Genomic DNA, 23,067 nt, shown 5'->3' with positions numbered 1-23,067 from the left:
GCGGCGCCTCCGGTCAACCGTGGGTGTGACCGGCCCCGCCGGTGACGGTCGGCGTCGGGTCGGTGGTGGGCTCGGGCACGGTGGTGCTGGGAGCGGGGTCCGGGGTGTGCGTGGGGCCGTGGCGGGTCCCGGCGGGCGGGGCGACGGGGCCGGTCAGCTGGCCGACCCCGTACGCCGCGCCGAACACCACCGCGAGGGCCAGGGCGAAACCGCCGAGCCTGGTCGGTGTGTTCATCGGTCGCCCCGGACCGTCACGCCTCGACGAGGTCGTAGCCGGCCTCGTCGACGGCGGCCCGCACGGACGCGGTGTCCAGCGGGCGGTCGCTGGTGACGGCGACCCGGCCGGAGGCCAGGTCGACCTGGACGTCGGTGACGCCGTCGAGGGCACCCACCTCGGCACTCACCGCGCTGACGCAGTGCCCGCAGGTCATGCCCGTCACCTGGTAGTTCGTGATCATGCGGCTCTCCCCTCCATTCGTCCAACATACCCCCCAGGGGTACTTTGCACTGCGACCGTAGCACACCCCCCGGGGGTACGCTATCGTGGTCGTCATGACCACACCGAGCACCCCGGTCCGGGGCTACACCGCCAGCAAGGACCAGCTGCTCGCGCGGCTGCGCCGCGTGGAGGGGCAGGTCCGGGGCATCGAGAAGATGGTCGACGACGACCGGTACTGCATCGACGTGCTCACCCAGATCTCCGCCGTCCAGGCGGCCCTGGACAAGGTCGCCCTCGGGCTGCTCGACGGCCACGCCCGGCACTGCATGCACGAGGGGGCCGCCGAGGGCCGCGCCGACGAGATGGCCGCCGAGATGATGGCCGCCGTCGGCCGCCTGATGAAACGCGGCTGACCCGCCGAGGGGGACGCACACGGGCGGACCGGTCGGGACCGGTCCGCCCGTACCCGGGTCAGCGCCGGGCGAGGATCTTCCGCATGGTGTCGATCTCGTCCTGCTGGCTGGCGACGATCTGCTGCGCCATGGCCCGCGCCCCGGTGTGCCGACCGTCCGCCAGCTCCTGCCGGGCCATGGTGACCGCCCCCTCGTGGTGCGCGATCATCAGACCGAGGAAGAGACGGTCGAAGTCCCGACCGGTCGCCCCCTCCAGCCGGGCCAGGTCGGTGTCGGACATCATCCCCGGCATGCCGTGATCCATCCCGGGCAGGTGACCGCCGGCCGGACTGCCGGCCGGGACGGGTCGCCCCCAGGCGGTGAGCCAGCCGGTCAGGGTGGCGATCTCCGGGGCCTGGGCCGCCCGGATCCGTTCGGCCAACCGGGTGACCTCCGGATCGGCGGCCCGGCTCCCGGCCAGCTCCGACATCCGTACCGCCTGCTGGTGGTGCGGGATCATCATCTGGGCGAACATCACGTCGGCCGGGTCGACCCCGGCGGGGGCGGAGGCGGCCGGGGCGGCACCTGCGGCCGGGCGGCCGTGGCCGCCGTCGGTGGAATGGTCGCCGCCGCAGGCGGACAGGGCGACGACGGTGCTGAGCGCGACGCCGGCCAGGGTGGCACGGCACGCGCGACGACGAGTGGACACGGGCAGACCTTTCGGTACGACGGAGACGGACGCGGGACGCGGCGGAGCCACGTCGGGGCGTCCTATCTGCGCAGTACCGACACCGTGGCGAGGCGGAGCCCGAGCGGGCGGGGTGGCGGGGCGCGCGGCTCCCGGGGCCGCGACGGCGGACGGGACACCCCGGCCGGCCTGGACCGCACGCCGAAGAGCAGCACCAGCACCGTCACGGTGAGCGCGCCGAGCACCGCCAGGCAGACGCCCCACGCCGTCGAGGGGCCGTCGGGCGAACCGCCGGGCAACGCCGCCACGCACCCGTCGGCACATCCCCCGACGGCCGGCACCGGCTCGCGGAGGGACGACCGGTCGACCGGGGCGTCGTGCCCGGCGGTGGACCGGTGCGGGCCACCCGTCGCGGTGTCCTGGCTGGCGGGGTGACCCCCGGCGAGGTGCGTGTCGTGGCCGAGGGTGTGCATCGCGGCGAGCCCCAGCAGCGTGCCGACGAGCAGGAGCAGCCGCAGCCACCGCCCGGTCGTCGTCGCCGTACCCGCCCGCCGCACGGCTCCACGCTAGCCGTCCGGGCCGCCCGGCGGGCCGGTACGGGTGGGTCGGCGCGCGTCGGGCCCGACCCGCGTCGCCGCCACCCCTCGACCTACCGTGGGCAGGGCGAACCGGGCGGGCGGGCCGGGGTGGTGGCTACCATCGTCCGACGACGACCCGCCGCCCGTGGTGAACCGGATGGCCGGCTGACACGTATCCCGTCCCGGATCGTTGGGAGAACTCGCACGCATGGGCGCCGACCACACCCGTCCCGCTCCGTCCACCCCGCCGCGGGTGCGGCGGCTCCTCGTCATGACGGTGGTGCCGCTCATCGTGGTCACGGTGATCGCCACGCTGGTGCTCTGGCCCGGCGCGACCCCGAAGATCGACCAGGGCGAGCAGGTGCCCCGCCACCACGGCACGGTGACCCGGGTGGTGACCGAGCCGTGCCCGCCCGCGCCGCAGACCCCCGACGGCCCCTCCGGGGTGGCCGACGGGCCGTGCGGGACGGTGACCGTCGCCGTCGAGCAGGGGCCGGACGCGGGCCGTGAGGTGCAGACGCCGGTGCCGTCGGGGCCGGGAGCGCCGACGGTGGCGGTCGGCGACGAGGTGGTGCTCGTCGCGCTGGCCGACCCGAGCGATCCGTCGGCGAGCAGCTACCACATCGCCGAGCACCAGCGGGGCATGCCGCTGCTCTGGCTGGTCGCCCTGTTCGCGGCGGCGATCGTGGCATTCGGCCGGCTACGCGGGCTGGCCGCCCTGGCCGGTCTCGGGGCCAGCTTCGCCATCCTGTTGACCTTCGTGGTGCCGGGCATCTCCGCCGGGGGCGCGCCGCTGCCGATCGCGGTCACCGGCGCCGCGTTGATCATGTTCGTGGTGCTGTACCTGACCCACGGGATCACCGCGCAGACCTCGGTGGCGGTGCTGGGCACGTTGGGCAGCCTGGTGCTGACCGGCGTGCTGGGCACGCTGGCCACCGCCGCCACCCACCTGACCGGGTACGGCAGCGAGGAGGCCACCACGCTGTCGATGTACCAGCGTGACGTGGACCTGCACGGCCTGCTGCTGGCCGGGATCATCATCGGTTCGCTCGGTGTCCTGGACGACGTCACGGTCACCCAGGCAGCCACCGTCACCGAGCTGGCGCACGCCAACCCGGGGCTGTCGCGGTTGCAGCTCTACCGGGCGGCGACCCGGGTCGGCCGGGCGCACATCGCGTCCACGGTCAACACGATCGTGCTGGCGTACGCGGGCGCGTCGCTGCCGTTGCTGCTCCTGCTCACCGCCGACAGCCGCCCGGTGAGCCAGATCCTCACCAGCGAGTTCCTGGCCCAGGAGATCGTCCGCAGCGCGGTGGCGACCCTCGGCCTGGTGGCGGCGGTGCCGCTGACCACCGGGTTGGCCGCGCTGGTCGTGACCGCCGGGCGGGGACCGGCCGACGCCGGTACGGCCGGGCCGCCACCCACCCCACGTCCCACCCCCGACCGTGCCGAGGCGTTGGAGGCGTTGAGCGCGCCCCGGCACGGTGCACCGTCCACCCCGGCCCCCGCACGGTGGCCGGACCCGGAAAGGAGCACGGACACCGCATGGTGACACTGCGCTGCGTGACCGGAGGCGAGGTCGCGGCTGTCGGTCGCGTCACTGATTACCCCTCGCTATCGGGAAAATACTCATTTGGTCGGGTTGCGGGCGTAGATCCCCGGTACGACTCTCGGGTAACCTCGCTGCCGGTCACCGCCGAAGGCGCCCACCGGCGCCAGCGGTGCCACCGCCCAATCGCCGTACGGCGAGCCGGGGAACCGAGCACCTGGGGTGAATCCGCGCCAGCGGTAGGGGCCACTTCCGTCCCGAACCCGTCAGCTAACCCGGTCGGCGGTCGACGGAAGGGAAAACTGTGACGGCACCCCTACGCCGCTGGTTGACGCCGGCAGTGGCCGTACTCGCCGCCCTGGCGATCGTCGCCGGACCGGCCGCCGCCCCCGCGACGGCCGCGCCCAACGCGCCCACCCCCTCGGGGCACGAGGAGGACGACGAGCCGAAGCTCCTCACCGACGTCATCGAGGCCACCAACCGGGAGTATTCGGCGGCGAAGACCCGGCTGGAGAAGTCCAAGAAGCGCCAGCTCGAATACGCCATCGAGGTGGAGAAGGCGGAGCAGGAGCTGGCGGCGCTGGCCCCGCAGGTCACCGAGATCGCCGCCCAGTCGTACCGGACCGGTCGGGTCGGCGCGGTCGCCGCGCTGCTGGAGAGCGACGCGCCGGACGCCTTCGTCCGCCGGGCCGCCGCCCTGGACGAGCTGAACATGGTCAACGCCGGCAAGCTGGCCGAGGTCAACAAGGTCAAGACCCGGGCCGAGCAGGCCAAGCTCGCCGTCGACGCCGAGGTCCGGGAGCAGCAGAAGCAGACCAACCTGATGGCCAAGAAGAAGACCGAGGCCGACAAGGCGCTGGCCCTGGTCGGCGGCCGGGGCTTCACCGGCGGCCTGGTCGACGCGACGTCCCCGGTGGCCCGCGTCGCCCCCGGCCAGACCGCCGACGGCGATTGGCGTGGCGAGTCGTGCAGCGAGAACGACCCGACCACGTCCGGCTGCATCACCCCGCGCACGCTGCACATGTACAAGGAGGTCAAGCGGGCCGGGTTCAACCGGTTCGTCGGCTGCTACCGCCCCGGTGGGCCGTGGGAGCACCCCAAGGGCAGGGCGTGCGACTGGTCGTTGCAGAAGAGCGGGTTCAGCCCGTGGCACAACAACGACACCCGGATGTACGGCAACAACCTCGCCGCGTTCCTGATCCGCAACTCGGACCGGCTGGGCATCTACTACGTGATCTGGAACCGGCAGATCTGGTTCCCGGCCAACGGCTGGAGTTCGTACTCGGGACCGTCCGACCACACCGACCACGTCCACGTGTCACTGCTGTAGCGACCGTTTCGACACCACGGCGGCGATGGTGCGGTGTCCGGGTTCCTGGACGCCGCGCCACCGGCCCCGATGAGTTGTTCGGGCCACGCACGACGAAGGCCGCCCGGCTGAGCCGGGCGGCCTTCGTCGTGACCGGTGCGGGTCAGGAGGCGACGGGTGCCGACGCGGCACCGGCCGGCACGGCCGGTGCGGGCACCGCGGCGGCGGGCTCGGACAGCACGGCGGCGGGCTCGGGGGCCGGGGCGACCTGGTGGACCTCGCCGGCGGCGAGGCGGTAGGACATGCCGACCACCGCGCACCGACCGGCGGCCACCTCGGCGGCGATCACCGGCGAGTTGCCGAGCAGCACCTCGACGGTCTGCGCGATGTGGATGTCGACGATCCCGTCGATGTCGTGCACCCCCTGCTGGGCCGCGCGACGCAGGCTCGGCCCGACGGCGGCGACCACCGAGTAGAGGTGCCCCGGGGGCTGGGTGCCGGTGCGGGCCGTGTCCCGGGCCGCCTGCACCGCACCGCACGAGTCGTGCCCGAGGACCACCACCAGCGGGGTGCCGAGCACCGTGACCGCGTACTCGACGCTGCCGAGCACCTCGGGCCCGGCGGTGTGCCCGGCGGTCCGGACCACGAAGAGGTCGCCGAGACCCCGGTCGAAGATGATCTCGGCGGCGAGCCGGGAGTCGGAGCAGCCGACGATGACGGCGAAGGGATGCTGACCGTCGGCGACGGCGGCGCGGTGCCCGGCGTCCTGGTTGGGATGACGGGGCACACCGGCGACGAACCGCCGGTTGCCGGCCTGCAACTCGGCCAACGCCTGGGTCGGAGTGATCGGGGCCATTGCCTCACCTCGGTCCGGAATCGCACCTGGTCACGCCGGCCGGCGGCGACGACGGCCGTGTCCCCACGGTCACACGCAGCTAAAGGTACGTCAAGATTTCGTGATACACGTTTCAGGCGTCGGTCGGCGCGGTGTCGACGGCGTGTCGGAGCCGGGGCGCGCACCGGACCGGCGGGCGACCCCGCAGGCCCGACCCGGCCGACCGGGCGCGGCCCGTCGGGGCGGCCGACGACGGGTCTCCCAGGTACGGGCCATACCATGACCGGCATGGCGACAGGCGGCACGGGGAGCACCCGGAACTGGACGTTCCTCACCAACCACGGCCATGTGCTGCTCGCCATCGCCCGGAACCCCACCGCCCGCCTCCGCGACGTCGCCGACGAGGTCGGGGTGACCGAACGGGCCGCCCAGGCGATCGTCGCCGACCTGGAGGCCGGCGGCTACCTGCGGCGTACCCGGGTCGGCCGGCGCAACGAGTACACGCTCAACCCGAGCGGCCACTTCCGGCACCCCGCCGAGGCCGACCGCCAGGTCGGCGCCCTGCTCGCCCTGTTCAGCCCCGACCCGGCCGACGCCGGGTCCTGAGCCGCCGGGCCCGGACGCCGACGGCCCGCCCCGGCGGGGACGGGCCGTCGCGGGTGGAGGGTCAGCAGAAGCTGCCCGCTCCGCCGCCACCGTCCTGCCGGGTGGTGCGGAAGTCGCACAGGTCGTAGCCGTTGGCGGTGAGCACCGCCTTCGCCGCCGCCGTCTGCGCCCCGGTCAGCGCCGGCTCCCGGGAGAGGACGAAGCCGGTGCTGCGGTCCGGGTCGCCGACGACCGCCCACCGGTAGCCGGAATCGAGCCCGATCACCACGTAGTTCGGCCCACCCAGGTAGATCCACCTACCGCCGAGCTTGAGGAAGGACACGGTCAACGCCGAGTCGGCCGGCGGGTTCTCACTGCGGGCCCGCCCGGTGACCGCGCTGGTGGTGCCCACGATGGTGCGGCAGGCGTTGCGGACCCCGATGGTGCCGTCGGGCTGGACGTCGTACCGCGCCGTCACGTTCTTGTAGCACTGGATCTCGAAGATCGCCGGGATGGCGGCGATCTGGTACCAGTCACCCGCGTAGCGCTCGACGTCGACGTCGGCCACCGGGGTGAGCGGTCCGGTGTCGACGGCGGTCGGCGCGGCCTGCGCGGGTGCGGCGGTGGCCAGCACCGCCGCGGCGGCGACCGCGACAGCCGCGACGGCCTGACGGCGTACTCCCATGGTGTCTCCTCCGGTCTGTCGGTCCGGCGCGACGGAGCGTCACGCCGTCGGCGGAATTGCCCGGACCCACCGGCCGGAAACTGTAGGCATTCTCATTCCTGTCAATGCATCCGGACGCAGGCCAACGGCCGTATCCCTGGTGGGCACAGTCCGTCCACACGGCACACCGTGGCCCGACTCACTCCTCCGGTCGGGTCACCGCCGCTGCGCGGACGGCCGGTCGGGGATAGGTTGGACGGGTGATCCGCGTAGCCCCCACCCCGCCGGTCTGGGTGTCGAGGCTGCGCGACCTGACCCGGCTGGCGGTCACCGCGCTGGTGCTCGCCGCCGGCCTCGGCGGGTTCCTCGCCGTCACCGGCGGCCCGGCCGCCGTCGCCGCCCGACCGTCCGTGGTGACCTCGCGGGTGGCGACGCTGCCCGCCGACGCCCGACCGACCGACGACCGGGCCGACGCCCGGCCCGGTGACGAACGGCCCGACGACGGGTCGCTGCGCCCCCAGCCGCCGACGCCCGCCGCCGAGGCCGCCACCCGGCCCGTCGCGCCGGCCGCCGGGGCGACGCCGGACCCGGTCCGGGACGCCACCGGCCGACGCGGCCCGCCCCGGAGCTGAGCCGCGCGGCACCTGCGCCGCCCGTCCCGGCCACGACCGGGCCCCTGCCGACCGCAGCCCCGGGATGCCCGGCCGGCCCGACCGCGATCCGGACAGGTCCGGTCCGGCAGATCCGGTCGACCGAACCGGTCCGCCCGTCGCAGGACGCGCCGCACAGCTCCCCCGCCCGCTGCCGGGCCCCCGTCCGTCCACATCGTTGTCCACCGTGAGGTGTTGGTGATGCAGACCGTCTTCTCCGCCGTCCTGCCCGATGTCCCCGCCGCCGCCGCGATCTGGCTGATCCTGCTCGCCCTCGCCGCCGTCGCCGTCGCGGCCCTGGTGGTCCGGCCCGGCCGGCTCCGGCTGGCGGTGGCCGGCCGGTTCCGCGACGCCGCCCTGCCCGACGACCCGGAACGGGCCGAGCAGGACCGGGAGCACACCCGGTACGCCGAGGAGGTCGCCGTGGCGGCCGACCGGGCCGGCACCACGGCGAGCCGGTTGCGGGCCGAGTGGCTCGCCACCCAGGACGAGGTCGAGTCGGCCTGGACCGCCCTGGAGGCGGCCGAGGCGCACCTGCGCCGGCTCGCCGCCGCCGCGGTCATGCCCCTGCCGCACACCGGTCAGACCCCCGCCGAGTACGCCGACCGGGAACGCTGGCTGCACCGGGCCGCCGAGGCGGCGCACCGGCGCGGTGAGCTGTCGGACGCGCAGCTCGCCGACGCCCTCGCCCACCGGGCCGGCTGGGACCCGCGCCGGCACCCGGTGGAGCAGGAACTCGTGCTGCGCCGCGCGACCCGGGACCACCTGGCGGCCCGGCACCGGGCAGCGGTCGCCCGGGAGCAGGCGGCCTGGCGGGCCGCCGACCTGGCCGGCGCGGCGGCCCGCAGCCTGCGCGACGAGGCGTTCGCCGCGCGGGAGCGCCGCCCGGAGCGGGCCGAGTCGGTGCTGCCGATGCCGGAGGCCCCCCGCTCGGCGGCGGACACCACCCGGGAGAACCCGGTCGTGGCGCGCGGCCGGGCCGCCGTCCCCGCCTACTGACCCACCTCCACGACCTGGCCCGCTTCACGACGGCGACGCCGCCGACGCCGGACGCGCACAGCCGGTGACGGCGGCGCGTCGCCTACCGGACAGCGGCGCGGTGGGCGGCGCTGGACTAGCGTTGCGGGCATGTCCCGGGAGATGTGGGCGCTCGTCGTCGTCGGCGCGATCCTGGCGCTGGCGACACTGGTCGGCGCGGTCCTGCTGGCGGTGCGGGTGGTGCGCACCCGACGGCTGCTCGGCGCCCTCGGGGTGAGCGGCAAGGTGGCGTTCTACGGTGCGCTGATCTACACGATCTGCCCGGTCGACCTGCTGCCCGACCCGATCTACCTGGACGACATGGGCGTGCTGGCCGGGGCGTTGATCTACCTGACCCGGCTGGCCCACCGCCGCCGGGCCGCCGGCCGCAGCCTGCCCGGTCAACCCGGCCGCACGGGTGTCCCGCCCGGCCCGGGCCAGTCCCGCCAGATCGTGTCATGATCGGGGCCGAGCCGGGGCCACGCCGGCCCTGGGACGGGGGACGGACATGGCCGGCAGGCATCGGTTGGACCCGTACGACGAGCGGGTCCTCACGTTCTGCCGTGAGCGGCACCTGGCCACGCTGACCACCCTGCGGCCCGACGGCACGCCGCACGTCGTACCGGTCGGGCTGACCTACGATCCGGCGGCCGGGCTGGCCCGGGTGATCACGTCCGCCGGTTCGGCGAAGGCCCGGTACGTCGCCGCCGCCGGTGCGGCGGGGGTCCCCGTGGCGGCGTGCCACCTCGACGGCCGCTGGTGGCTGACCGTCGAGGGCCGGGCGGTGCTGCGGACCGACGCCGCAGCGGTGGCCGAGGCCGAACGCCGGTACGCCGAGCGCTACCGCCCGCCGCGCCCGAACCCGGAGCGGGTGGTCATCGAGATCGGCGTGACCCGGCTGCTCGGCTCCCTCCCGCCGCTGACGTCCGAACAGGACCGACCCGGCGCGACGGACCGACCGGCGCGGCGGACGGGTCGCTGACCGTCGCCAGCGGGCGGGGCCGACAGGTGGTGGCTCATCGACGGTGATGGGTTCGGAGGGCCGGCGGTGGGTACAGGCCCCGCCAGGAGCCGATCCGTCCGCAACCGGTAAGGGGCACCGAGATGAGCGACCCACAGGCCACCACGGCTCAGGACGTGGTGGACGTCCTGACCGCCGACCACCACGAGATCGAGGCGATCTTCGTGGAGCTGGAGAACCCGCAGGGCACCGCCGAGCACCGCCGCCGGCTGGCCGACGTGCTGATCGCCGAACTGGTCCGGCACGCGGTCGCCGAGGAGATGTACGTCTACCCGACCGCCCGCCGGGCCCTGCCCGACGGCGACCAGCTCGCCGAACACGAGATCGCCGAACACGCCGCCGCCGAGCGGACGCTGAAGGAACTGGAGCCGTTGGACCCGTCCGACGCCCGCTTCGAGCCGCTGATCAGCCACCTGGCGAAGACCATCAGGCACCACGTACGAGAGGAGGAGTCGGAGCTGTTCCCCCGACTGCGGGCCGCGGTCGCCCACGAGGAGCTGGTGGAGCTGGCCGACCGGGTGGTGACGGCGAAGGGGCACCTGCCGACCCGCCCGCATCCCGGCGCACCGGACCACCCACCGGCGAACCGGCTGCTCAACCCCGGTACCGGGCTGATCGACCGAATCAGGGACACGCTGAGCGGGCGACCGACCAACCGGGCCGAGCTGCACGACGGGCAGGACTGACCGTCGCCGGTGGTCACCTGCGGGCACCCCGCCCGAGGTGACCACCGCGTCCGGTCACGGCTCCGGGGCCACCCGGCTGCCGTCCGCCGCGTCGGACACCACGATCGCCTCCATCGGGCAGGACTCGGCGGCGTCCAGCACCGCCTCCGCCGGGTCGATCCGTTCGGCCACCGGCCGGGACAACCCCCCGTCCACGAGGACGAAGTGGGCCGGGGCGTAACTCGCGCAGATCCCCGCCCCGATGCACCGGGTCGGGTCCACGTGCACCCGCCAGCCGCTGTCCCCCATCTGCTCCACCGTTCCTTTCGCTACCAGTTCACGGGCAACGCCGTCAGACCCCGGACGAGCAGGCCGCTCTTCCAGGTCAGTGCCGCCGGGGGCACCGCCAGCCGCAGGCCCGGGGTACGGGTCAACAGCGTCTCCAGGACCACCTGGAGTTCCATCCGGGCCAGTTGGGCCCCGATGCAGTGGTGCGGGCCGTGACCGAAGGCGAGGTGCGGGTTCGTCTCCCGGTCGAGGACGAGCCGGTCGGCGTCGGGGAAGACGGTCTCGTCCCGGTTGGCCGAGGGGATGGAGACCAGCACCGGTTCCCCGGCGCGGACCAGCACCCCACCGAGTTCGACGTCCGTCAGGGCGTACCGGGCGAACGCGGAGGTCGCGCCGAGCGGGATGAACCGCAGCAGTTCCTCCACGGCGGAGGGCACCAGGGACGGCTCGTCGAGCAGCCGCTGCCAGACGTCGGGCTCGGTGAGCAGGACGTAGACCAGGTTGGGGATCTGGGTCACGGTGGTCTCGTGGCCGGCGGCCAGCAGGCCCGCCGCCAGACGTACCATCTCGTCCTCGGTGAGCCGGTCGGCGTTCTCGTCGCGGGCCCGGACCATCGCCCCGATCAGGTCGTCGGTGGGGGTCACCCGCCGCTTCGCGATCAGCCCCGCCATGTACGACAGCAGTTGGTCGAGGTAGCTCTCGGCCACCTCCGGCCGCAGCGAGGTGGTCGACACGATCGCCTCGGACCAGGTGTGGAACCGGTCCTGGTCGGCGACCGGCACCCCGAGCAGGTCGCAGATCACCCGGATCGGCAGCGGGGTGGCGAGGTGGGCGACCAGGTCGGCCGGTGACCCGGCGGCGATCATGCCGGCGACGAGTTCGTCGGCCAGTTCCCGGGTGCGTGGGCGCAGTTCCTCGACCCGCCGGGCGGTGAACGCCTTGGCCGCCAGCCGCCGCAGCCGGCTGTGCTCGGGCGGGTCCATCCCGAGGATGCCGGACTCCCGCTGGTAGGGGACGCTGCGCGGCTCGTCCCGTCCGACGGCGGCGGCCCGGCTGAACCGCGGATCACCCAGCACGGTCCGCACGTCCGCGTGCCGGGTGGCCAGCCAGGCCGGCTCCCCGAACGGGAGTCGCACCCGGACCAGCGGTTCGTCGCGGCGCAGCCCGGCGTAGCGGGGGTCGACGTCGAGCCGGTGCGGATCGCTGAACGGATACGGCCGGGCCTGTGTGGCGTGCGTTGTCTCGGTCACCGGGGATGCTCCCTCTCGTCGACGGCCCGCGGGCTCGCGCGCCGACCCACTCCACACGACTCCACGGTGAGTCATGCCCCGAATGCGGATAGTAGCGAGAGTCCTCGATGGTTACCAGAGGTGATCAGCCCTTGACACGACACTGCCGGGCCACCCCGTTCGGGGTGGCCCGGCAGCGGGAAACCGGTCAGCGGCCCTGGTCGCCCTCACCGGTGTGCGCCTGGGCCGCGTCGACACCCTTGTCGATCTGCTCGTCGTACCTGCCGCCGGTCCGCTTGTCGGCGTAGTCGCCGGCCTTGTCCAGGCCCTGGTCGACCTGCTTGTCGTGCTTGTCCGCGAAGTCCTTGGCCTTGTTCAGGAAGTCACTCATGATGTCCCCTCCTCGTTCGCTGTCTGCTGCGTTCCCCCACCACCCGGGCGCAAACCCCGCAGCGCACCGTGGCGCGGCCGCGGTGGGCGGACCGGGGTGTCGTCCTGCCGGCGGCACCGTCCGGAAACGACCGTCCTGAACGGAACCGGGCCGCCGGCGCGGCGTTGAGCCACCGGGTGTCGCGGCCGACCCGGTCGGGTATCGACCCCGCCGAGACCGAGGAGGAACCGACGTGGTCGACGACGGTGCCGGGCGGACGCCCGAGGTGACGGCTGCGGGTGCCCGCCCCAGCCCACGGCATGCCTGGGCGGCGCTGCCCTGGCTGGTCCGCACGGCGGTGGTGTGGAGCGCCTGCCTGGTGGTCGTGGTGTTCGGCTGCTACCTGCTGGGCCGGGTGGCGGTGCTGCTCGCGCCGCTGGCGATCGCGGTGGCGGTCACCCTCTTCCTCACCGCGCTGCTCGACCCGGTGCTGCTGGCCCTGCGCCGGCTGCGGGTTCCGGCCGCGCTCGCCGCGCTGCTGAGCGTCCTGCTGCTGCTCGGGGTGCTGGTCGGGGTGGGGGTGCTGGTGTGGAACCTGACGGCCGCCCAGTTCGGCGAGCTGAGCCAGCAGCTCGACGAGGGGCTGCAACGTTCCCGCGACTTCGTCACCGGGACCCTGCCGGTCAGTGACGCCCAACTCGACAAGCTGATCGGGCAGGTCCGCGACGGGCTGGGCGGCAGCGCCCCCGACCCGGTCGGCGGGGCCCGTACGGCGGCCGAGGCGCTCGGCTCCACCCTGCTCGCCCTGGTGCTGCTGTTCTTCCTGCTCAAGGACGGCCGGTCGATGTGGCACTGGGTGCTGCGCCGGATGACCGGGCCGAACCGTACGGTGGCCGCCGAGGCGGGCCGGGTCGGCTGGCGCACCCTCGGCTCGTACAGCCGGGGCACGATGGTCATCGCGGCCATCGACGCGATCGGGATCGGGCTGGCGCTGGTGCTGCTCGGGGTGCCGTTGGCGCTGCCCCTGGCCCTGATCACCTTCCTCGGCGGTTTCGTGCCGATCATTGGGGCGACGGTGGCCGGCGCGGTGGCCGTCCTGGTGGCGTTGGCCGCGAACGGGCCGACCACGGCGCTGCTGGTACTGGCCGCGGTGATCGCCGTCCAGCAGGTCGAGGGCAACCTGCTGGAACCGTTGATCATGAAACGGCAGGTGCAGTTGCACCCGGCGGTGATCCTGGTGGTGGTCACGGCCGGCACGCTGATCGCCGGCATCGCCGGGGCCTTCGTCTCGGTACCGATCGCGGCGGTCGCCTACCGGGTGGTCGACACCGTCCAGCGGCACCGGGAGCAGGTCGCCCCGACCCCGCCGGCCGACCGCCCCCACCACCGCGGCGAGAAACCCCCCGCCGCCCCAGCCTGAGGCCGCCGGCCCGCCCAGCGCCCCGGACGCATGCTCCCGGTCGTCGCTGGGGAGGCGATGTTGCGGCATCCGAGCCCTCGGACACCGCAACATCGCCCCCCTAGCCTCCCGGCCCCGCCGGCCCGGCCCGGTCAGGCGGGGACGGGGAGGTGGTGGGTGAACCATCCGGCGGCGGCGTCGGCCACCTGGTCGAGCGTGCCCGGCTCCTCGAACAGGTGACCGGCACCGGGCACCACGCGCAGTTCGTGCGGGGCGGCGAGCACCTCGGCGGCCTGCTCGTTCACCGTGATCACCTGATCGTCGAGGCCGCCCACCAACAGCAGCGTCGGAGCGCGTACCCCGGACAGGGCGGGGCCGGCCAGATCCGGCCGGCCGCCCCGGGACACCACGGCGGCGACCCGCTGCGGGCGGGCAGCGGCGGCCACCAGGGCGGCGGCGGCCCCGGTGCTCGCCCCGAACAGGCCGACCGGCAGCCGGCCCAGCGTGGGTTCGGCGGCGAGCCAGTCGAGGGTGCCGGTGAGCCGGTCGGCCAGCAGGTCGATGTCGAAGCGCCACTGTGCGGTCCGGGCGTCGACCTCGTCCTCCTCGGCGGTGAGCAGATCCACCAGCACGGTCACCAGCCGGCGACGCTGCAGCCCCCGGGCCACCGCCACGTTGCGCGGGCTGTGCCGGGAACTGCCGCTGCCGTGGGCGAAGAGCACCACCCCCGTCGCGTCGTCCGGCCCGTCGACGTCCGCCGGCAGCCTGACCTCCCCCAGCGACACCGTCGCCTCGGCGCGTATCCCCATGGTGGTTGCCCCTTCCCGCTCGCCGGCCGGTGGCGGTTACCCGCCCGGGGGCCGCTCTCACCCGTTGCCTTGACACCGGCGACAAGGTCTAGCGTGACGCCGGGAGACGCCGCCGGGGAGGTCGGGATGCTGATCGGCGAACTGGCGCAGCGGGCCGGGACGAGCACCCGCACGCTGCGGTACTACGAGACGCACGGGTTGGTCCGGCCGCGCCGCTCGGCCAACGGCTACCGGGTGTACGACGAGGCCGAACTGCGGGTGGTGCACGAGATCCGGGCGCTGCTGGCGGTCGGCTTCGGCCTCGACGACATCCGGCCCTTCGTGGCCTGCCTGCGGGCCGGCCACGCCTCCGGGGACGTCTGCCCCGACTCGGTGGCGGTGCTTCGCCGCAAGCTGGCCGAGGTGGACGCCTACCTCGACCGGCTCGGCACGGTCCGCCGCCGGCTGCACGACCAGCTCGCCCAGGCCATCGCACAACGGGAGGAAACATGCCTCAGGACACGGCAGCGCACCGGTTGACCGCCGTCACCGACGCCACCTTCGCCGACACGGTGCTGGCCGCCGACCGGCCGGTGGTGGTCGACTTCTGGGCCGACTGGTGCCCGCCCTGCGTCGGCACCTCCCGGCACCTCGCCGAGTTGGCCGGGGAGTTCGGCGACCGGCTGCGGGTGGTCGCCCTGGACACCGACGCGAACCCGGACACCACCCGGGCGTACGGGGTGATGTCGCTGCCCACCATGCTGGTGTTCGTCGGCGGGCAGGTGGCCGGCTCGATCGTCGGCGCCCGCCCGAAGAACCACCTGCGCCTCGCCTTCGCCCGCCACCTCGACACCTGACGCCACCCGCGCCCGGCGGCGGTTTGCGGGGGTTTCCGGCGGGAACACGCGCGGGACACCGGCGCAGCCGCGCCGCGCACGGATCACGAGGTTCGCCATGGCCAAGCGGAAGGCACGTCAGCAGACCCGGACCATCGAGCAGGACCGCCCCGAACCGGACGTCGGGCACGAGCCCGACTGGGCGGACGAGGCGGCGCAGGCGCGTACCCCCGAGGACCCTCGGGCGGTCGCCCCGCGCGACGCCGGTGGCCGGCCCTCCAACGGCCCCCAGTTCTGACCCGCTGATCAGTCACGGGTGGTGGGTCGCCGTCGCGCCCGCGACGGCGACCCACCGGCGGGGTCAGCCGGGGGACTCGGGCAGGCGCAGCAGCGGGGCCCGGCCGGGCGGCTGCTCCGGTGCCGGGCCGCTCCCGTGGCGCTGCGGCACCGGCACGGTCACCGGCGCGGCGGAGGTGACCCGCACGGTCTCGCCGTGGTGCCGCAGCTCAACCACCGTGTCCGGGCCGCCGTTACGCAGCGAGTACGTCGTCTGGTGCGGCCGGACGTCCACCCGCAGCCGCATCGACCGCCACTGCAACGAGAACTCCAACCGGCTCAACCGGCTGGACAGCCGGGGGGCGAACGACAGCTCGCCGTCGTGGTCGCGCAGCCCGCCGAACCCGGCCACCAACGCGATCCAGGCCCCCGCCAGCGACGCCATGTGCACGCCGTCGCGGGTGTTCTCGTTGAGGTCGTGCAGGTCCATCAGCGCGGCTTCCCGCAGGTAGCTGTGCGCCAGCTCGGCGTGGCCCACCTCGGCCGCGAGCACCGCCTGGGTGCAGGCCGACAGGGACGAGTCCCGCACGGTACGCCGCTCGTAGTAGAGGAAGTTGCGCAGCTTCTGCGCGTCGGTGAAGGCGTCCCCCCGCCAGTGCATGGCCAGCACCAGGTCGGCCTGCTTGACCACCTGCTTGCGGTACAGGTCGAAGTACGGATAGTGCAGCAGCAGCGGGTACTTCTCGGTCGGGGTGTGCGCGAAGTCCCACTCCTGGAGCCGGGTGAACCCCTCCACCTGCTCGTGCACGTCGAGGTCCTCGTCGTACGGGATGTGCATGGCGGTGGCGGCGTCCCGCCACTCGGCCGCCTCCTCCTCGGACACCCCCAGGTCGAGGGCCTCGTCGCGCAGGCGCATCGCGCAGTCGGCGGCGGTGAGCAGGTTCCGCTGCGCCATCAGGTTGGTGTAGATGTTGTCGTCCTTGACGGCGGTGTACTCGTCGGGGCCGGTCACCCCGTCGATGTGGAACCGGCCGTACCGGTCGTGGTGGCCCAGGGAACGCCACAGCCGCGCCGTCTCCACCAGCAGTTCCAGGCCGATGTCCCGTTCGAGCTGCTCGTCGCCGGTGACCAGGACGTAGCGGCGCAGCGCGTCGGCGATGTCGGCGGCGATGTGGAAGGCGGCGGTGCCGGCCGGCCAGTACGCCGAGGACTCCGGCCCCTCGATGGTGCGCCACGGGAACGCCGCGCCGGCCAGGTTCAACGTCCGGGCCCGCTCCCGGGCCTGCTCCAGCGTGGCGTGCCGCCAGTACAGGGCGTCGCGTACCGCGCCCGGCTGGGTGTACGTCAACACCGGCAGCACGAACATCTCGGTGTCCCAGAACGCGTGCCCGTCGTAGCCGGGACCGGTCAGCCCCTTGGCGGAGATCGGCCGGCGCTCGGCCCGCGCCCCGGCCTGGAGCACGTGGAACAGTCCGAACCGGACGGCCTGCTGCACCTCCGGGTCCCCCTCGACCCGGACGTCGGCGGCGTCCCAGAACCCGTCGAGGTATTCGCGCTGCTCCCGGTGCAGCCCGTCCCAGCCGGTCAGCCGGGCGGCGGCCAGCGCCGCGCCGACCTGGTCGCGCAGCGCGGGCAGTGAGCGCCGGCTGGACCAGCCGTACGCGAGGTACTTGACCACCCGCACCGTCTCGCCCGGCTGGAGCACGCAGCCGATGGTGGTCCGGACCCAGTCCTCGTAGCCCTCGGACTCGAGGGTGGTCCGGCCCGGGGCGTCCACGTCGTGGCCCATCCCGGCGGCCACCCGCAACCCGCTGACCTTGGTGCGGTGGATGAGCAGCCCGCCGTCGTCGGTGGTCAGCTCCTCCTCGGCCTGCAACGGCGACTCCAGCACGGCGGCGACCCGGGGGTCGCGGCTCTGCGCCGGCAGGTTCTCGTTGGCGACCAGCTCGGACTGGAGGATCAGCCGCAGCGGGCCGCTGACCGCCTCCACCTCGTAGTGGATCGCGGCGACCGACCGTTGGGTGAAGGAGACCAGCCGGGTGCTGCGGACCTTCACCTCCCGGCCGGCGGGCGAGCGCCAGTGCATCTCCCGGTAGAGGGTGCCGGCCCGCAGGTCGAGGACCCGTTCGTGGCTGAGCAGCTCGCCGTAGCGCAGGTCGAGGGGTTCGTCGTCGACGAGCAGCCGGATCAGCTTGCCGTTGGTGACGTTGACGATGGTCTGCCCCGACTCGGGGAACCCGAACCCGGCCTCCGCGTACGGCAGCGGACGCAGCTCGTAGAACGAGTTGAGGTAGGTGCCGGGCAGGCCGTGCGGCTCACCCTCGTCGAGGTTGCCGCGCAGCCCGATGTGACCGTTGGAGAGTGCGAAGACCGACTCGGACTGGGCCAGCACGTCCATGTCGAGGCGGGTCTCCCGGATGTGCCACGGCTCGACCGGGTAGGCGCGCTCCCGGATCATGCGGCTGGCCCGCGCAGCAGCTCGGCCAGGTCGGTGACGACCACGTCGGCGCCGTGGGCGCGCAGCTCGTCGGCCTGGCCGGCCCGGTCCACCCCGATCACGTGCCCGAAGCCGCCGGCCCGGCCGGCGGCCACCCCGGCCAGAGCGTCCTCGAACACGGCCGCGTCGGCGGGGTCCACCCCGAGCAGCTCGGCGGCGGCGAGGAAGGTGTCCGGGTGTGGTTTGCCGCGCAACCCCTCGGCGCGGGCGACCAGCCCGTCGACGCGTACCTCCAGCAGGGGTTCCAGGCCGGCGGCGGCGACCACGTCGCGGCAGTTGGCGCTGGCCGAGACGACCGCGCGGCGCAGCCCGGCCTGCTCGGCCGCCTTCAGGTAGGCCACCGACCCGGGGTACGCCTGCACGCCGTCGTGGTGGATCCGGTCCAGCAGGACGACGTTCTTGCGGTTGCCGACCCCGTTGACGGTCTCCGCGTCGGGCGGGTCGTCGGGGCTCCCCTCGGGCAGGGTGACGCCCCGGGAGGCGAGGAAGGAACGCACCCCGTCGGCGCGCGGTTTCCCGTCGACGTAGCGGTGGTAGTCCGGGCCGGGATCGAACGGCCGGAACGGTTCGCCGCCGGCCTCGGCGTGCCGGCGCAGCAAGTCGTCGAAGGTCTGTTTCCAGGCGGCGTTGTGCACCTTGGCGGTCGCGGTCAGCACGCCGTCGAGGTCGAAGAGGCAGGCGGTCACATGAGCAGGTAGGCCCAGCACGCTACGAATCTATCCACCGCCCCACCCGGGCAAACCCCCGCCACGCGGGTCAGCGGTCGGGGCGCAGCGTCCACAGGACGGTCATGGTGGCGGTGACGGTCCCGTCGGGGGTGCCGATCTCGACCGCGACCGGGAACTCGGGGCGCTGCCCGGCGTCCAGCTCGGCGAGCACCTCGGCCGGGGGACGGCCGAGCCGCGCGGTGGCCAGCACCTCGCCCATCGCCACCCGCCGGTACGCGATGTCGGCCCGCACGGCGAGCGGCACGGCCCGGTCGAGCACCTGCCCGAACGCCGCCATCACCACGGCGCCGGAGGCGGTCTCGCCGAGGGTGAACATGGCCCCGGCGTGCGGGCCACCGACGTGGTTGTGGGTGGCCGGCGTGTCGGGCAGCCGGACGACCGCCCGGACTCCGCCCTCGGCCTCCGGCGCGACCTCGACGATCTCGAAGCCGAGCGTGCGGGCGAACGGGACGGCCCGCAGGACCCCGGCCGCCACCTCCCGGGAGTCAACGGTCATACCCCCGACGTTACCCGCGGGTAAACACCCCGCCAAGCCCTCGCACAATTCCCGCAATGTCACTGGAATTGCGGCATCAGAACCTGCGGACACCGCAATTGCAGCGACATTGCGGTATCCGCACCGGGCCAGGGCTCGACGGGTCAGCGCCAGCCGACGTCGATCCGGTCGCCGCGTTCGTCGAAGAAGTGCAGGGCGTCCATCCGGACCGCGACCGCCATCGGGTGCCCCGCCGAGATCGCCGGGTACGGGGCCAGCCGGACCGCCAGTTCCGCCGGGCGGCGGTGGTGCCGGCCGGGGTCGTTCAGCACGCTGGTGCGGTTGCCGCCGGGCGTCCGGTCGACCTCCTCCGGGTCGGTGGCCCGCCCGGTGAGCCGGGACATGACCTGGCCGAACCGGCGCAGCCCGCGCTGACCCGGGACCGCGTCCTCGGCGGGGGCGCTCATCTCGTCGACCATGATGGCGGTGGCGCCGATGTCGAGGAAGGCCAGCGACTCGTGCCCGTGGTGCTCCAGGTAACGCACCCGGCCCTGGAGCACGTCACCGGGGGTGTCCGGGGCGACCGGGGTGAGCGCCTCGGCCCGCATCCCGACCACGATCCGCTCGCCGTGGTAGTGCGCCACGGCCCGGCTGCGGATGTCGTCCCACGGCAGGTAGAGCGCCTGCTCGCCGAGGGTCAGCGTGACGTACCGGTCGAGGTGGACGTAGACCGACGCCTCCAGCAGGTTCATCCGGGGGCTGCCGAGGAACGCCGCCACGTAGAGGGTCGCCGGGCGGCCGTACACCTGGGTGGGGGTGCCGACGTCCTGGAGCACGCCCTTGCGCATGATGGCCACCCGGTCGGCCATGGTCAGCGCCTCGGCCTGGTCGTGGGTGACGTAGATGGTGGTGACGCCCAGCTCACGGGTCAGCGCGGAGATCTCGGCGCGCAGCTCGGCCCGCAGCCCGCTGTCCAGGTTGGACAGCGGCTCGTCCATCAGGAACAGCCCCGGCCGGCGGACGATCGCCCGACCCATCGCGACCCGCTGCCGCTGGCCGCCGGAGAGCTGGCTCGGCTTGCGGCCGAGCACGTCGCCGATGCCGAGCGCGCTGGCCACATCCTGCACCCGCTCGCCCCGGGGCACCGGCTCGACCCCGGACAGCTTGAGCGGGAAGCCGATGTTGTCACCGACGGACATGTGCGGGTAGAGCGCGAAGTCCTGGAAGACCATGGCGATCTTCCGGTCGCGCGGCGGCAGGTCGTTGGCGACCTCACCGTCGAGCATCACCGCGCCGGTGGTCGGCTCGGCCAGGCCCGCGATCATCCGCAGCACGGTCGACTTCCCGCAACCGGACGGGCCCAGCAGCACCATGAACTCCCCGTCGACGACGTCTAGACTGACGTTGTCGACGGCAATTGTCCCGTCCGGGAATACCTTTGTGACGTCCTTCAGCGCGACGGTGGTCACCGTCTCCTCCCCCAGCTTGGCCGAACCCCGGGGTTGACTGTGACGAGCATCATCGGGTTAGCACATCGGGTAAACGTGCCATGTTCGGCTGATGACAGCCCTATTACGGGCCAGTACGGCGATCCGCCCGGATCCTCACCCTGATTCGCCGAGAAACACCCGCCGGACCACCCGTTCCGCCGCGTGCCCGTCGTCCCAGCCGCAGAACCGCTCCCGGAACGCCCGTCGGGCCCGCTCGGCCGACGCACCGGTCACCGCGTCGGAGCGGAAGACCTCCCGGAGTTCGTCGAAGGTCAGCGCGACCGCGCCCGGCGGCTCGGCGGTCACGTCGAAGTAGACCCCCCGGGCCAACCGGTAGGCGTCGTGGTCCGGCGCGTAGATCACGATCGGCCGGTCCAGCACGGCGTAGTCGAACATCGCCGACGAGTAGTCGGTGACCAGCACGTCGGCGGCCAGGTAGAGGTCCTCGACGGTGCCGACGTCGCTGACGTCGACCACCCGCCCCTCGGCCCGCCGCCGGACCCGGCCCTCCCGGTCGTGGAAGTAGTGGCTGCGCACCAGCAACCGGCCGGCCGGCCCCAGCACGTCCAGCAGCCGGTACGGGTCGAACGGCGGCCGGTAGCCGGGCAGGTGCTCCCGGTGGGTAGGCGCGTACAGCACCACCCGCTCGTCCGGGGCGATCCCGAGCCCGGCCCGGACCGCACGCACCTCCTCGGCGGTGGCGGTGACCAGCCGGTCGTTGCGCGGATAGCCCACCTCCAGCCGGACGTAGTCCGCCGGATAGGCGCGGTCCCACATCTGGGTGGAGAACGCGTTGGAGGTGATGCTGTAGTCCCAGCGGTCCACCCGGCGCAGCAACCCGGCGAAGTCCATCCCGACCGCGCCGAGCGGGTACCGCTGCTGGTCCAGGCCCATCACCTTGACCGGGGTGCCGTGGTGGGTCTGCACGTGCACCTGGCCGGGGCGCTTGCGCACGAAGTCCGGGAAGTTGACGTTGTTGACCAGCCAGCGGGCCCGCGCCAGCGCCCGCTGGGCGTCGCGGGTGCCGGCGACGACGTACTCGGTGCCGGGCGGGAGGGTGTCGACCCGGTCCCGGCGGACGATCCACACCCCCCGTACCTGCGGGGCGAGCCGGCGGGCGGCGGCGTGCACCGCCGCCGGGTTGCAGGCGTACCCCCGGTACCAGTAGGCGGCGTAGACGGCCAGCGTCGGGTCGATCGGCCGGCGCAGCTCGGCCCGGTAGTACTCGTGCAGCAGCGCGTCGCGGGCCAGCCGGGCGGTCCGCCGGGCCACCGGCCGGGCCCGCCGCCCGGTCACCCGGGCGGTCTCCCGGGCCTGGCTGACGGCGCGCAACGCGCTGAAGGTGTGCCACCGGCCGGCGGCGACCAGCCGGTGCTTGAGCCCGTCCCCGCCGTCCGGCACCGGGTAGCCGCCGGGCGGGCGGAAGCGCCTGTGGTCGGCGGTGATCCGCCGGAAGAACGCCTGCCGCAGCGCCGGGGCGATCCGGTCGCCGTTGCCGAGCACGGTCAGGTAGTGCCAGATCATCCGCTCGAACACCACCGGGCGCAGGCCCGCCAGGTCGGGTCGCCCGTCGAGGAAGGCGAACACCCGGTGCCACTGGTCGAAGACCTCGAAGTGCCGGTCGTCGAGGGTCCGGGTGATCGCGCCCGCCCGACGCTGCCGGTAGTGCACGCAGACCCGGTCGAGCACGCCGATCCGCCCGGCGGCCAGCAGCACCGGGTAGCTGAACGCGACGTCCTCGTACCAGCCGGGGGCGAAGCGCAGCCCGAGGCCGGTCAGGAACTCCCGGCGGACCAGCCGGTTCCAGGCGGTGTGCAGCAGGCGCAGCGTCTCGGGCCGCTCCGCCAGCCGGAACGTCGCCGCGCCGGGCGGATCGGGGAAGACCTCCGGCAGGGCGCTGCGGGTGGCGTGCTCGTCCCAGTGCACCCGGACGTGGTCGACCAGCAGCACGTCGGGGCGGGTGGCGGTGAGCCGGTCGGCGACCTCGGGCAGGCAGTCGGGGGCGAGCCGGTCGTCGCCGTCGAGGAACCAGACGTACTCGCCGGTGGCCCGGTCCAGCCCGATGTTGCGGGCCGGACCGAGCCCGACGTTGCGCGGCAGGCGTACCGCCCGGACCCGGGGGTCGCGGGCGGCGTACTCGTCGAGGATGTCGCCGCAGGCGTCCGGGGAGGCGTCGTCGACCCCGATCACCTCGATGTCCCGGTACGGCTGGCCGAGCAGCGAGTCCAGGCATTCGCGCAGGTAGCCCTGCACCCGGAAGGCCGGTACGACGAAGCTGATCAGCGTCATCCGCCCCGCC

At 74.0% G+C, this 23,067-nt stretch carries 28 protein-coding genes and 1 riboswitch; of the genes, 13 read left to right on the top strand and 15 right to left on the bottom strand.

Annotated elements, in window-relative coordinates:
- Positions 1–13: 13 nt before the first annotated feature.
- Together ACN268_RS24820 and ACN268_RS24815 are read right to left on the bottom strand one after the other, a co-directional pair.
- Positions 14–235 (bottom strand): hypothetical protein, encoded by a 222-nt coding sequence (locus ACN268_RS24820; RefSeq protein WP_421485210.1) that lies wholly within the window; start codon positions 233–235, stop codon positions 14–16.
- A 16-nt stretch (positions 236–251) separates the two neighbouring features.
- Positions 252–458, bottom strand: coding sequence for a heavy-metal-associated domain-containing protein (locus ACN268_RS24815; protein ID WP_420116861.1), 207 nt, complete (start codon positions 456–458; stop codon positions 252–254).
- Between the two features lie 94 nt (positions 459–552).
- Here ACN268_RS24815 and ACN268_RS24810 point away from each other — a divergent pair, with 94 nt between their 5' ends.
- Positions 553–852 carry a metal-sensitive transcriptional regulator gene (locus ACN268_RS24810; RefSeq protein WP_091244878.1) on the top strand — a complete coding sequence of 100 codons (300 nt, stop codon included), beginning with the start codon at positions 553–555 and terminating at the stop codon, positions 850–852.
- Between the two features lie 58 nt (positions 853–910).
- On the opposite strand, the gene ACN268_RS24805 is transcribed toward ACN268_RS24810, so the two are convergent.
- Positions 911–1,540 (bottom strand): DUF305 domain-containing protein, encoded by a 630-nt coding sequence (locus ACN268_RS24805; RefSeq protein ID WP_421485209.1) that lies wholly within the window; start codon positions 1,538–1,540, stop codon positions 911–913.
- Positions 1,541–1,602: 62 nt separating this feature from the next.
- Positions 1,603–2,076: a hypothetical protein gene (locus ACN268_RS24800; protein WP_421485208.1), complete on the bottom strand. Its 474-nt coding sequence runs from the start codon at positions 2,074–2,076 to the stop codon at positions 1,603–1,605.
- Positions 2,077–2,305: 229 nt separating this feature from the next.
- Here ACN268_RS24800 and ACN268_RS24795 point away from each other — a divergent pair, with 229 nt between their 5' ends.
- On the top strand, positions 2,306–3,649 hold the full coding sequence (locus ACN268_RS24795; protein WP_421485207.1) for a YibE/F family protein: 1,344 nt from the start codon (positions 2,306–2,308) through the stop codon (positions 3,647–3,649).
- A 166-nt stretch (positions 3,650–3,815) separates the two neighbouring features.
- Positions 3,816–3,947: riboswitch (cyclic di-AMP (ydaO/yuaA leader) on the top strand.
- A gap of 3 nt (positions 3,948–3,950) precedes the next feature.
- Entirely contained in the window at positions 3,951–4,976 is a 1,026-nt protein-coding gene (locus ACN268_RS24790; RefSeq protein ID WP_421485206.1) for a coiled-coil domain-containing protein, read from the top strand.
- A 142-nt stretch (positions 4,977–5,118) separates the two neighbouring features.
- Here ACN268_RS24790 and ACN268_RS24785 read toward each other — a convergent pair whose 3' ends face one another.
- Positions 5,119–5,811 (bottom strand): carbonic anhydrase, encoded by a 693-nt coding sequence (locus tag ACN268_RS24785; RefSeq protein ID WP_421485205.1) that lies wholly within the window; start codon positions 5,809–5,811, stop codon positions 5,119–5,121.
- Positions 5,812–6,069: 258 nt separating this feature from the next.
- Between ACN268_RS24785 and ACN268_RS24780 the strand changes: the two genes are divergently transcribed.
- Complete coding sequence (locus ACN268_RS24780) at positions 6,070–6,396, top strand: helix-turn-helix transcriptional regulator (protein WP_372444599.1); 327 nt, start codon at positions 6,070–6,072, stop codon at positions 6,394–6,396.
- 61 nt (positions 6,397–6,457) lie between these two features.
- Here the strand turns inward: ACN268_RS24780 and ACN268_RS24775 are convergent, their stop codons facing one another.
- Entirely contained in the window at positions 6,458–7,060 is a 603-nt protein-coding gene (locus ACN268_RS24775) for a lipocalin family protein (protein ID WP_421485204.1), read from the bottom strand.
- Positions 7,061–7,299: 239 nt separating this feature from the next.
- Here ACN268_RS24775 and ACN268_RS24770 point away from each other — a divergent pair, with 239 nt between their 5' ends.
- The 5 genes from ACN268_RS24770 (at position 7,300) to ACN268_RS24750 (ending at position 10,413) form a co-directional block, all read left to right on the top strand.
- The gene (locus tag ACN268_RS24770; RefSeq protein WP_421485203.1) at positions 7,300–7,671 is read left to right on the top strand and encodes a hypothetical protein; all 372 of its coding nucleotides are present in this window, start codon (positions 7,300–7,302) and stop codon (positions 7,669–7,671) included.
- Positions 7,672–7,890: 219 nt separating this feature from the next.
- Positions 7,891–8,688, top strand: coding sequence for a hypothetical protein (locus ACN268_RS24765; protein WP_421485202.1), 798 nt, complete (start codon positions 7,891–7,893; stop codon positions 8,686–8,688).
- 129 nt (positions 8,689–8,817) lie between these two features.
- Positions 8,818–9,168, top strand: a complete 351-nt coding sequence (locus tag ACN268_RS24760; RefSeq protein WP_421485201.1) for a DUF1232 domain-containing protein — start codon at positions 8,818–8,820, stop codon at positions 9,166–9,168.
- Between the two features lie 46 nt (positions 9,169–9,214).
- A complete protein-coding gene (locus ACN268_RS24755) occupies positions 9,215–9,688 on the top strand; it encodes a TIGR03618 family F420-dependent PPOX class oxidoreductase (RefSeq protein ID WP_421485200.1) in 474 nt (157 codons plus the stop codon).
- A 122-nt stretch (positions 9,689–9,810) separates the two neighbouring features.
- Positions 9,811–10,413, top strand: coding sequence for a hemerythrin domain-containing protein (locus tag ACN268_RS24750; RefSeq protein WP_421485199.1), 603 nt, complete (start codon positions 9,811–9,813; stop codon positions 10,411–10,413).
- 54 nt (positions 10,414–10,467) lie between these two features.
- Here ACN268_RS24750 and ACN268_RS24745 read toward each other — a convergent pair whose 3' ends face one another.
- From ACN268_RS24745 to ACN268_RS24735, 3 genes are all read right to left on the bottom strand, one after another.
- The gene (locus tag ACN268_RS24745) at positions 10,468–10,701 is read right to left on the bottom strand and encodes a ferredoxin (RefSeq protein ID WP_421485198.1); all 234 of its coding nucleotides are present in this window, start codon (positions 10,699–10,701) and stop codon (positions 10,468–10,470) included.
- Positions 10,702–10,721: 20 nt separating this feature from the next.
- Complete coding sequence (locus ACN268_RS24740) at positions 10,722–11,930, bottom strand: cytochrome P450 (RefSeq protein WP_421485197.1); 1,209 nt, start codon at positions 11,928–11,930, stop codon at positions 10,722–10,724.
- 187 nt (positions 11,931–12,117) lie between these two features.
- Positions 12,118–12,300 (bottom strand): antitoxin, encoded by a 183-nt coding sequence (locus ACN268_RS24735; protein ID WP_204925887.1) that lies wholly within the window; start codon positions 12,298–12,300, stop codon positions 12,118–12,120.
- A 232-nt stretch (positions 12,301–12,532) separates the two neighbouring features.
- On the opposite strand from ACN268_RS24735, the gene ACN268_RS24730 reads away from it, so the two are divergent.
- Complete coding sequence (locus tag ACN268_RS24730) at positions 12,533–13,699, top strand: AI-2E family transporter (protein WP_421485196.1); 1,167 nt, start codon at positions 12,533–12,535, stop codon at positions 13,697–13,699.
- A 131-nt stretch (positions 13,700–13,830) separates the two neighbouring features.
- Here the strand turns inward: ACN268_RS24730 and ACN268_RS24725 are convergent, their stop codons facing one another.
- Positions 13,831–14,487: a dienelactone hydrolase family protein gene (locus ACN268_RS24725; protein ID WP_421485195.1), complete on the bottom strand. Its 657-nt coding sequence runs from the start codon at positions 14,485–14,487 to the stop codon at positions 13,831–13,833.
- Between the two features lie 126 nt (positions 14,488–14,613).
- Between ACN268_RS24725 and ACN268_RS24720 the strand changes: the two genes are divergently transcribed.
- The 3 genes from ACN268_RS24720 to ACN268_RS24710 all read left to right on the top strand — a co-directional run bounded on the left by ACN268_RS24720 (position 14,614) and on the right by ACN268_RS24710 (position 15,600).
- Complete coding sequence (locus ACN268_RS24720) at positions 14,614–15,006, top strand: MerR family transcriptional regulator (RefSeq protein ID WP_363791450.1); 393 nt, start codon at positions 14,614–14,616, stop codon at positions 15,004–15,006.
- Positions 14,976–15,323, top strand: a complete 348-nt coding sequence (locus ACN268_RS24715) for a thioredoxin family protein (protein WP_357934089.1) — start codon at positions 14,976–14,978, stop codon at positions 15,321–15,323. Before ACN268_RS24720 ends, ACN268_RS24715 begins: the two co-directional genes overlap by 31 nt.
- Before the next feature lie 97 nt (positions 15,324–15,420).
- On the top strand, positions 15,421–15,600 hold the full coding sequence (locus ACN268_RS24710; protein ID WP_421485194.1) for a hypothetical protein: 180 nt from the start codon (positions 15,421–15,423) through the stop codon (positions 15,598–15,600).
- 63 nt (positions 15,601–15,663) lie between these two features.
- On the opposite strand, the gene ACN268_RS24705 is transcribed toward ACN268_RS24710, so the two are convergent.
- From ACN268_RS24705 to ACN268_RS24685, 5 genes are all read right to left on the bottom strand, one after another.
- Positions 15,664–18,036, bottom strand: a complete 2,373-nt coding sequence (locus ACN268_RS24705; protein WP_421485193.1) for a glycoside hydrolase family 65 protein — start codon at positions 18,034–18,036, stop codon at positions 15,664–15,666.
- Complete coding sequence (locus ACN268_RS24700) at positions 18,033–18,782, bottom strand: beta-phosphoglucomutase family hydrolase (RefSeq protein WP_421485192.1); 750 nt, start codon at positions 18,780–18,782, stop codon at positions 18,033–18,035. Before ACN268_RS24700 ends, ACN268_RS24705 begins: the two co-directional genes overlap by 4 nt.
- A 49-nt stretch (positions 18,783–18,831) precedes the next feature.
- Positions 18,832–19,299 carry a DUF4442 domain-containing protein gene (locus ACN268_RS24695; protein WP_421485191.1) on the bottom strand — a complete coding sequence of 156 codons (468 nt, stop codon included), beginning with the start codon at positions 19,297–19,299 and terminating at the stop codon, positions 18,832–18,834.
- Positions 19,300–19,442: 143 nt separating this feature from the next.
- The gene (locus tag ACN268_RS24690; RefSeq protein WP_421485190.1) at positions 19,443–20,747 is read right to left on the bottom strand and encodes an ABC transporter ATP-binding protein; all 1,305 of its coding nucleotides are present in this window, start codon (positions 20,745–20,747) and stop codon (positions 19,443–19,445) included.
- Between the two features lie 135 nt (positions 20,748–20,882).
- Positions 20,883–23,057: a bifunctional glycosyltransferase/CDP-glycerol:glycerophosphate glycerophosphotransferase gene (locus ACN268_RS24685; RefSeq protein WP_421485189.1), complete on the bottom strand. Its 2,175-nt coding sequence runs from the start codon at positions 23,055–23,057 to the stop codon at positions 20,883–20,885.
- Between the last annotated feature and the right edge of the window lie 10 nt (positions 23,058–23,067).

The organism is Micromonospora sp. WMMD735 (assembly GCF_049178995.1).
Lineage (GTDB): Bacteria > Actinomycetota > Actinomycetes > Mycobacteriales > Micromonosporaceae > Micromonospora > Micromonospora wenchangensis.
The sequence above is the reverse complement of the archived record's forward strand: the minus strand, read 5'-3'. Positions and strand labels throughout refer to the sequence as shown.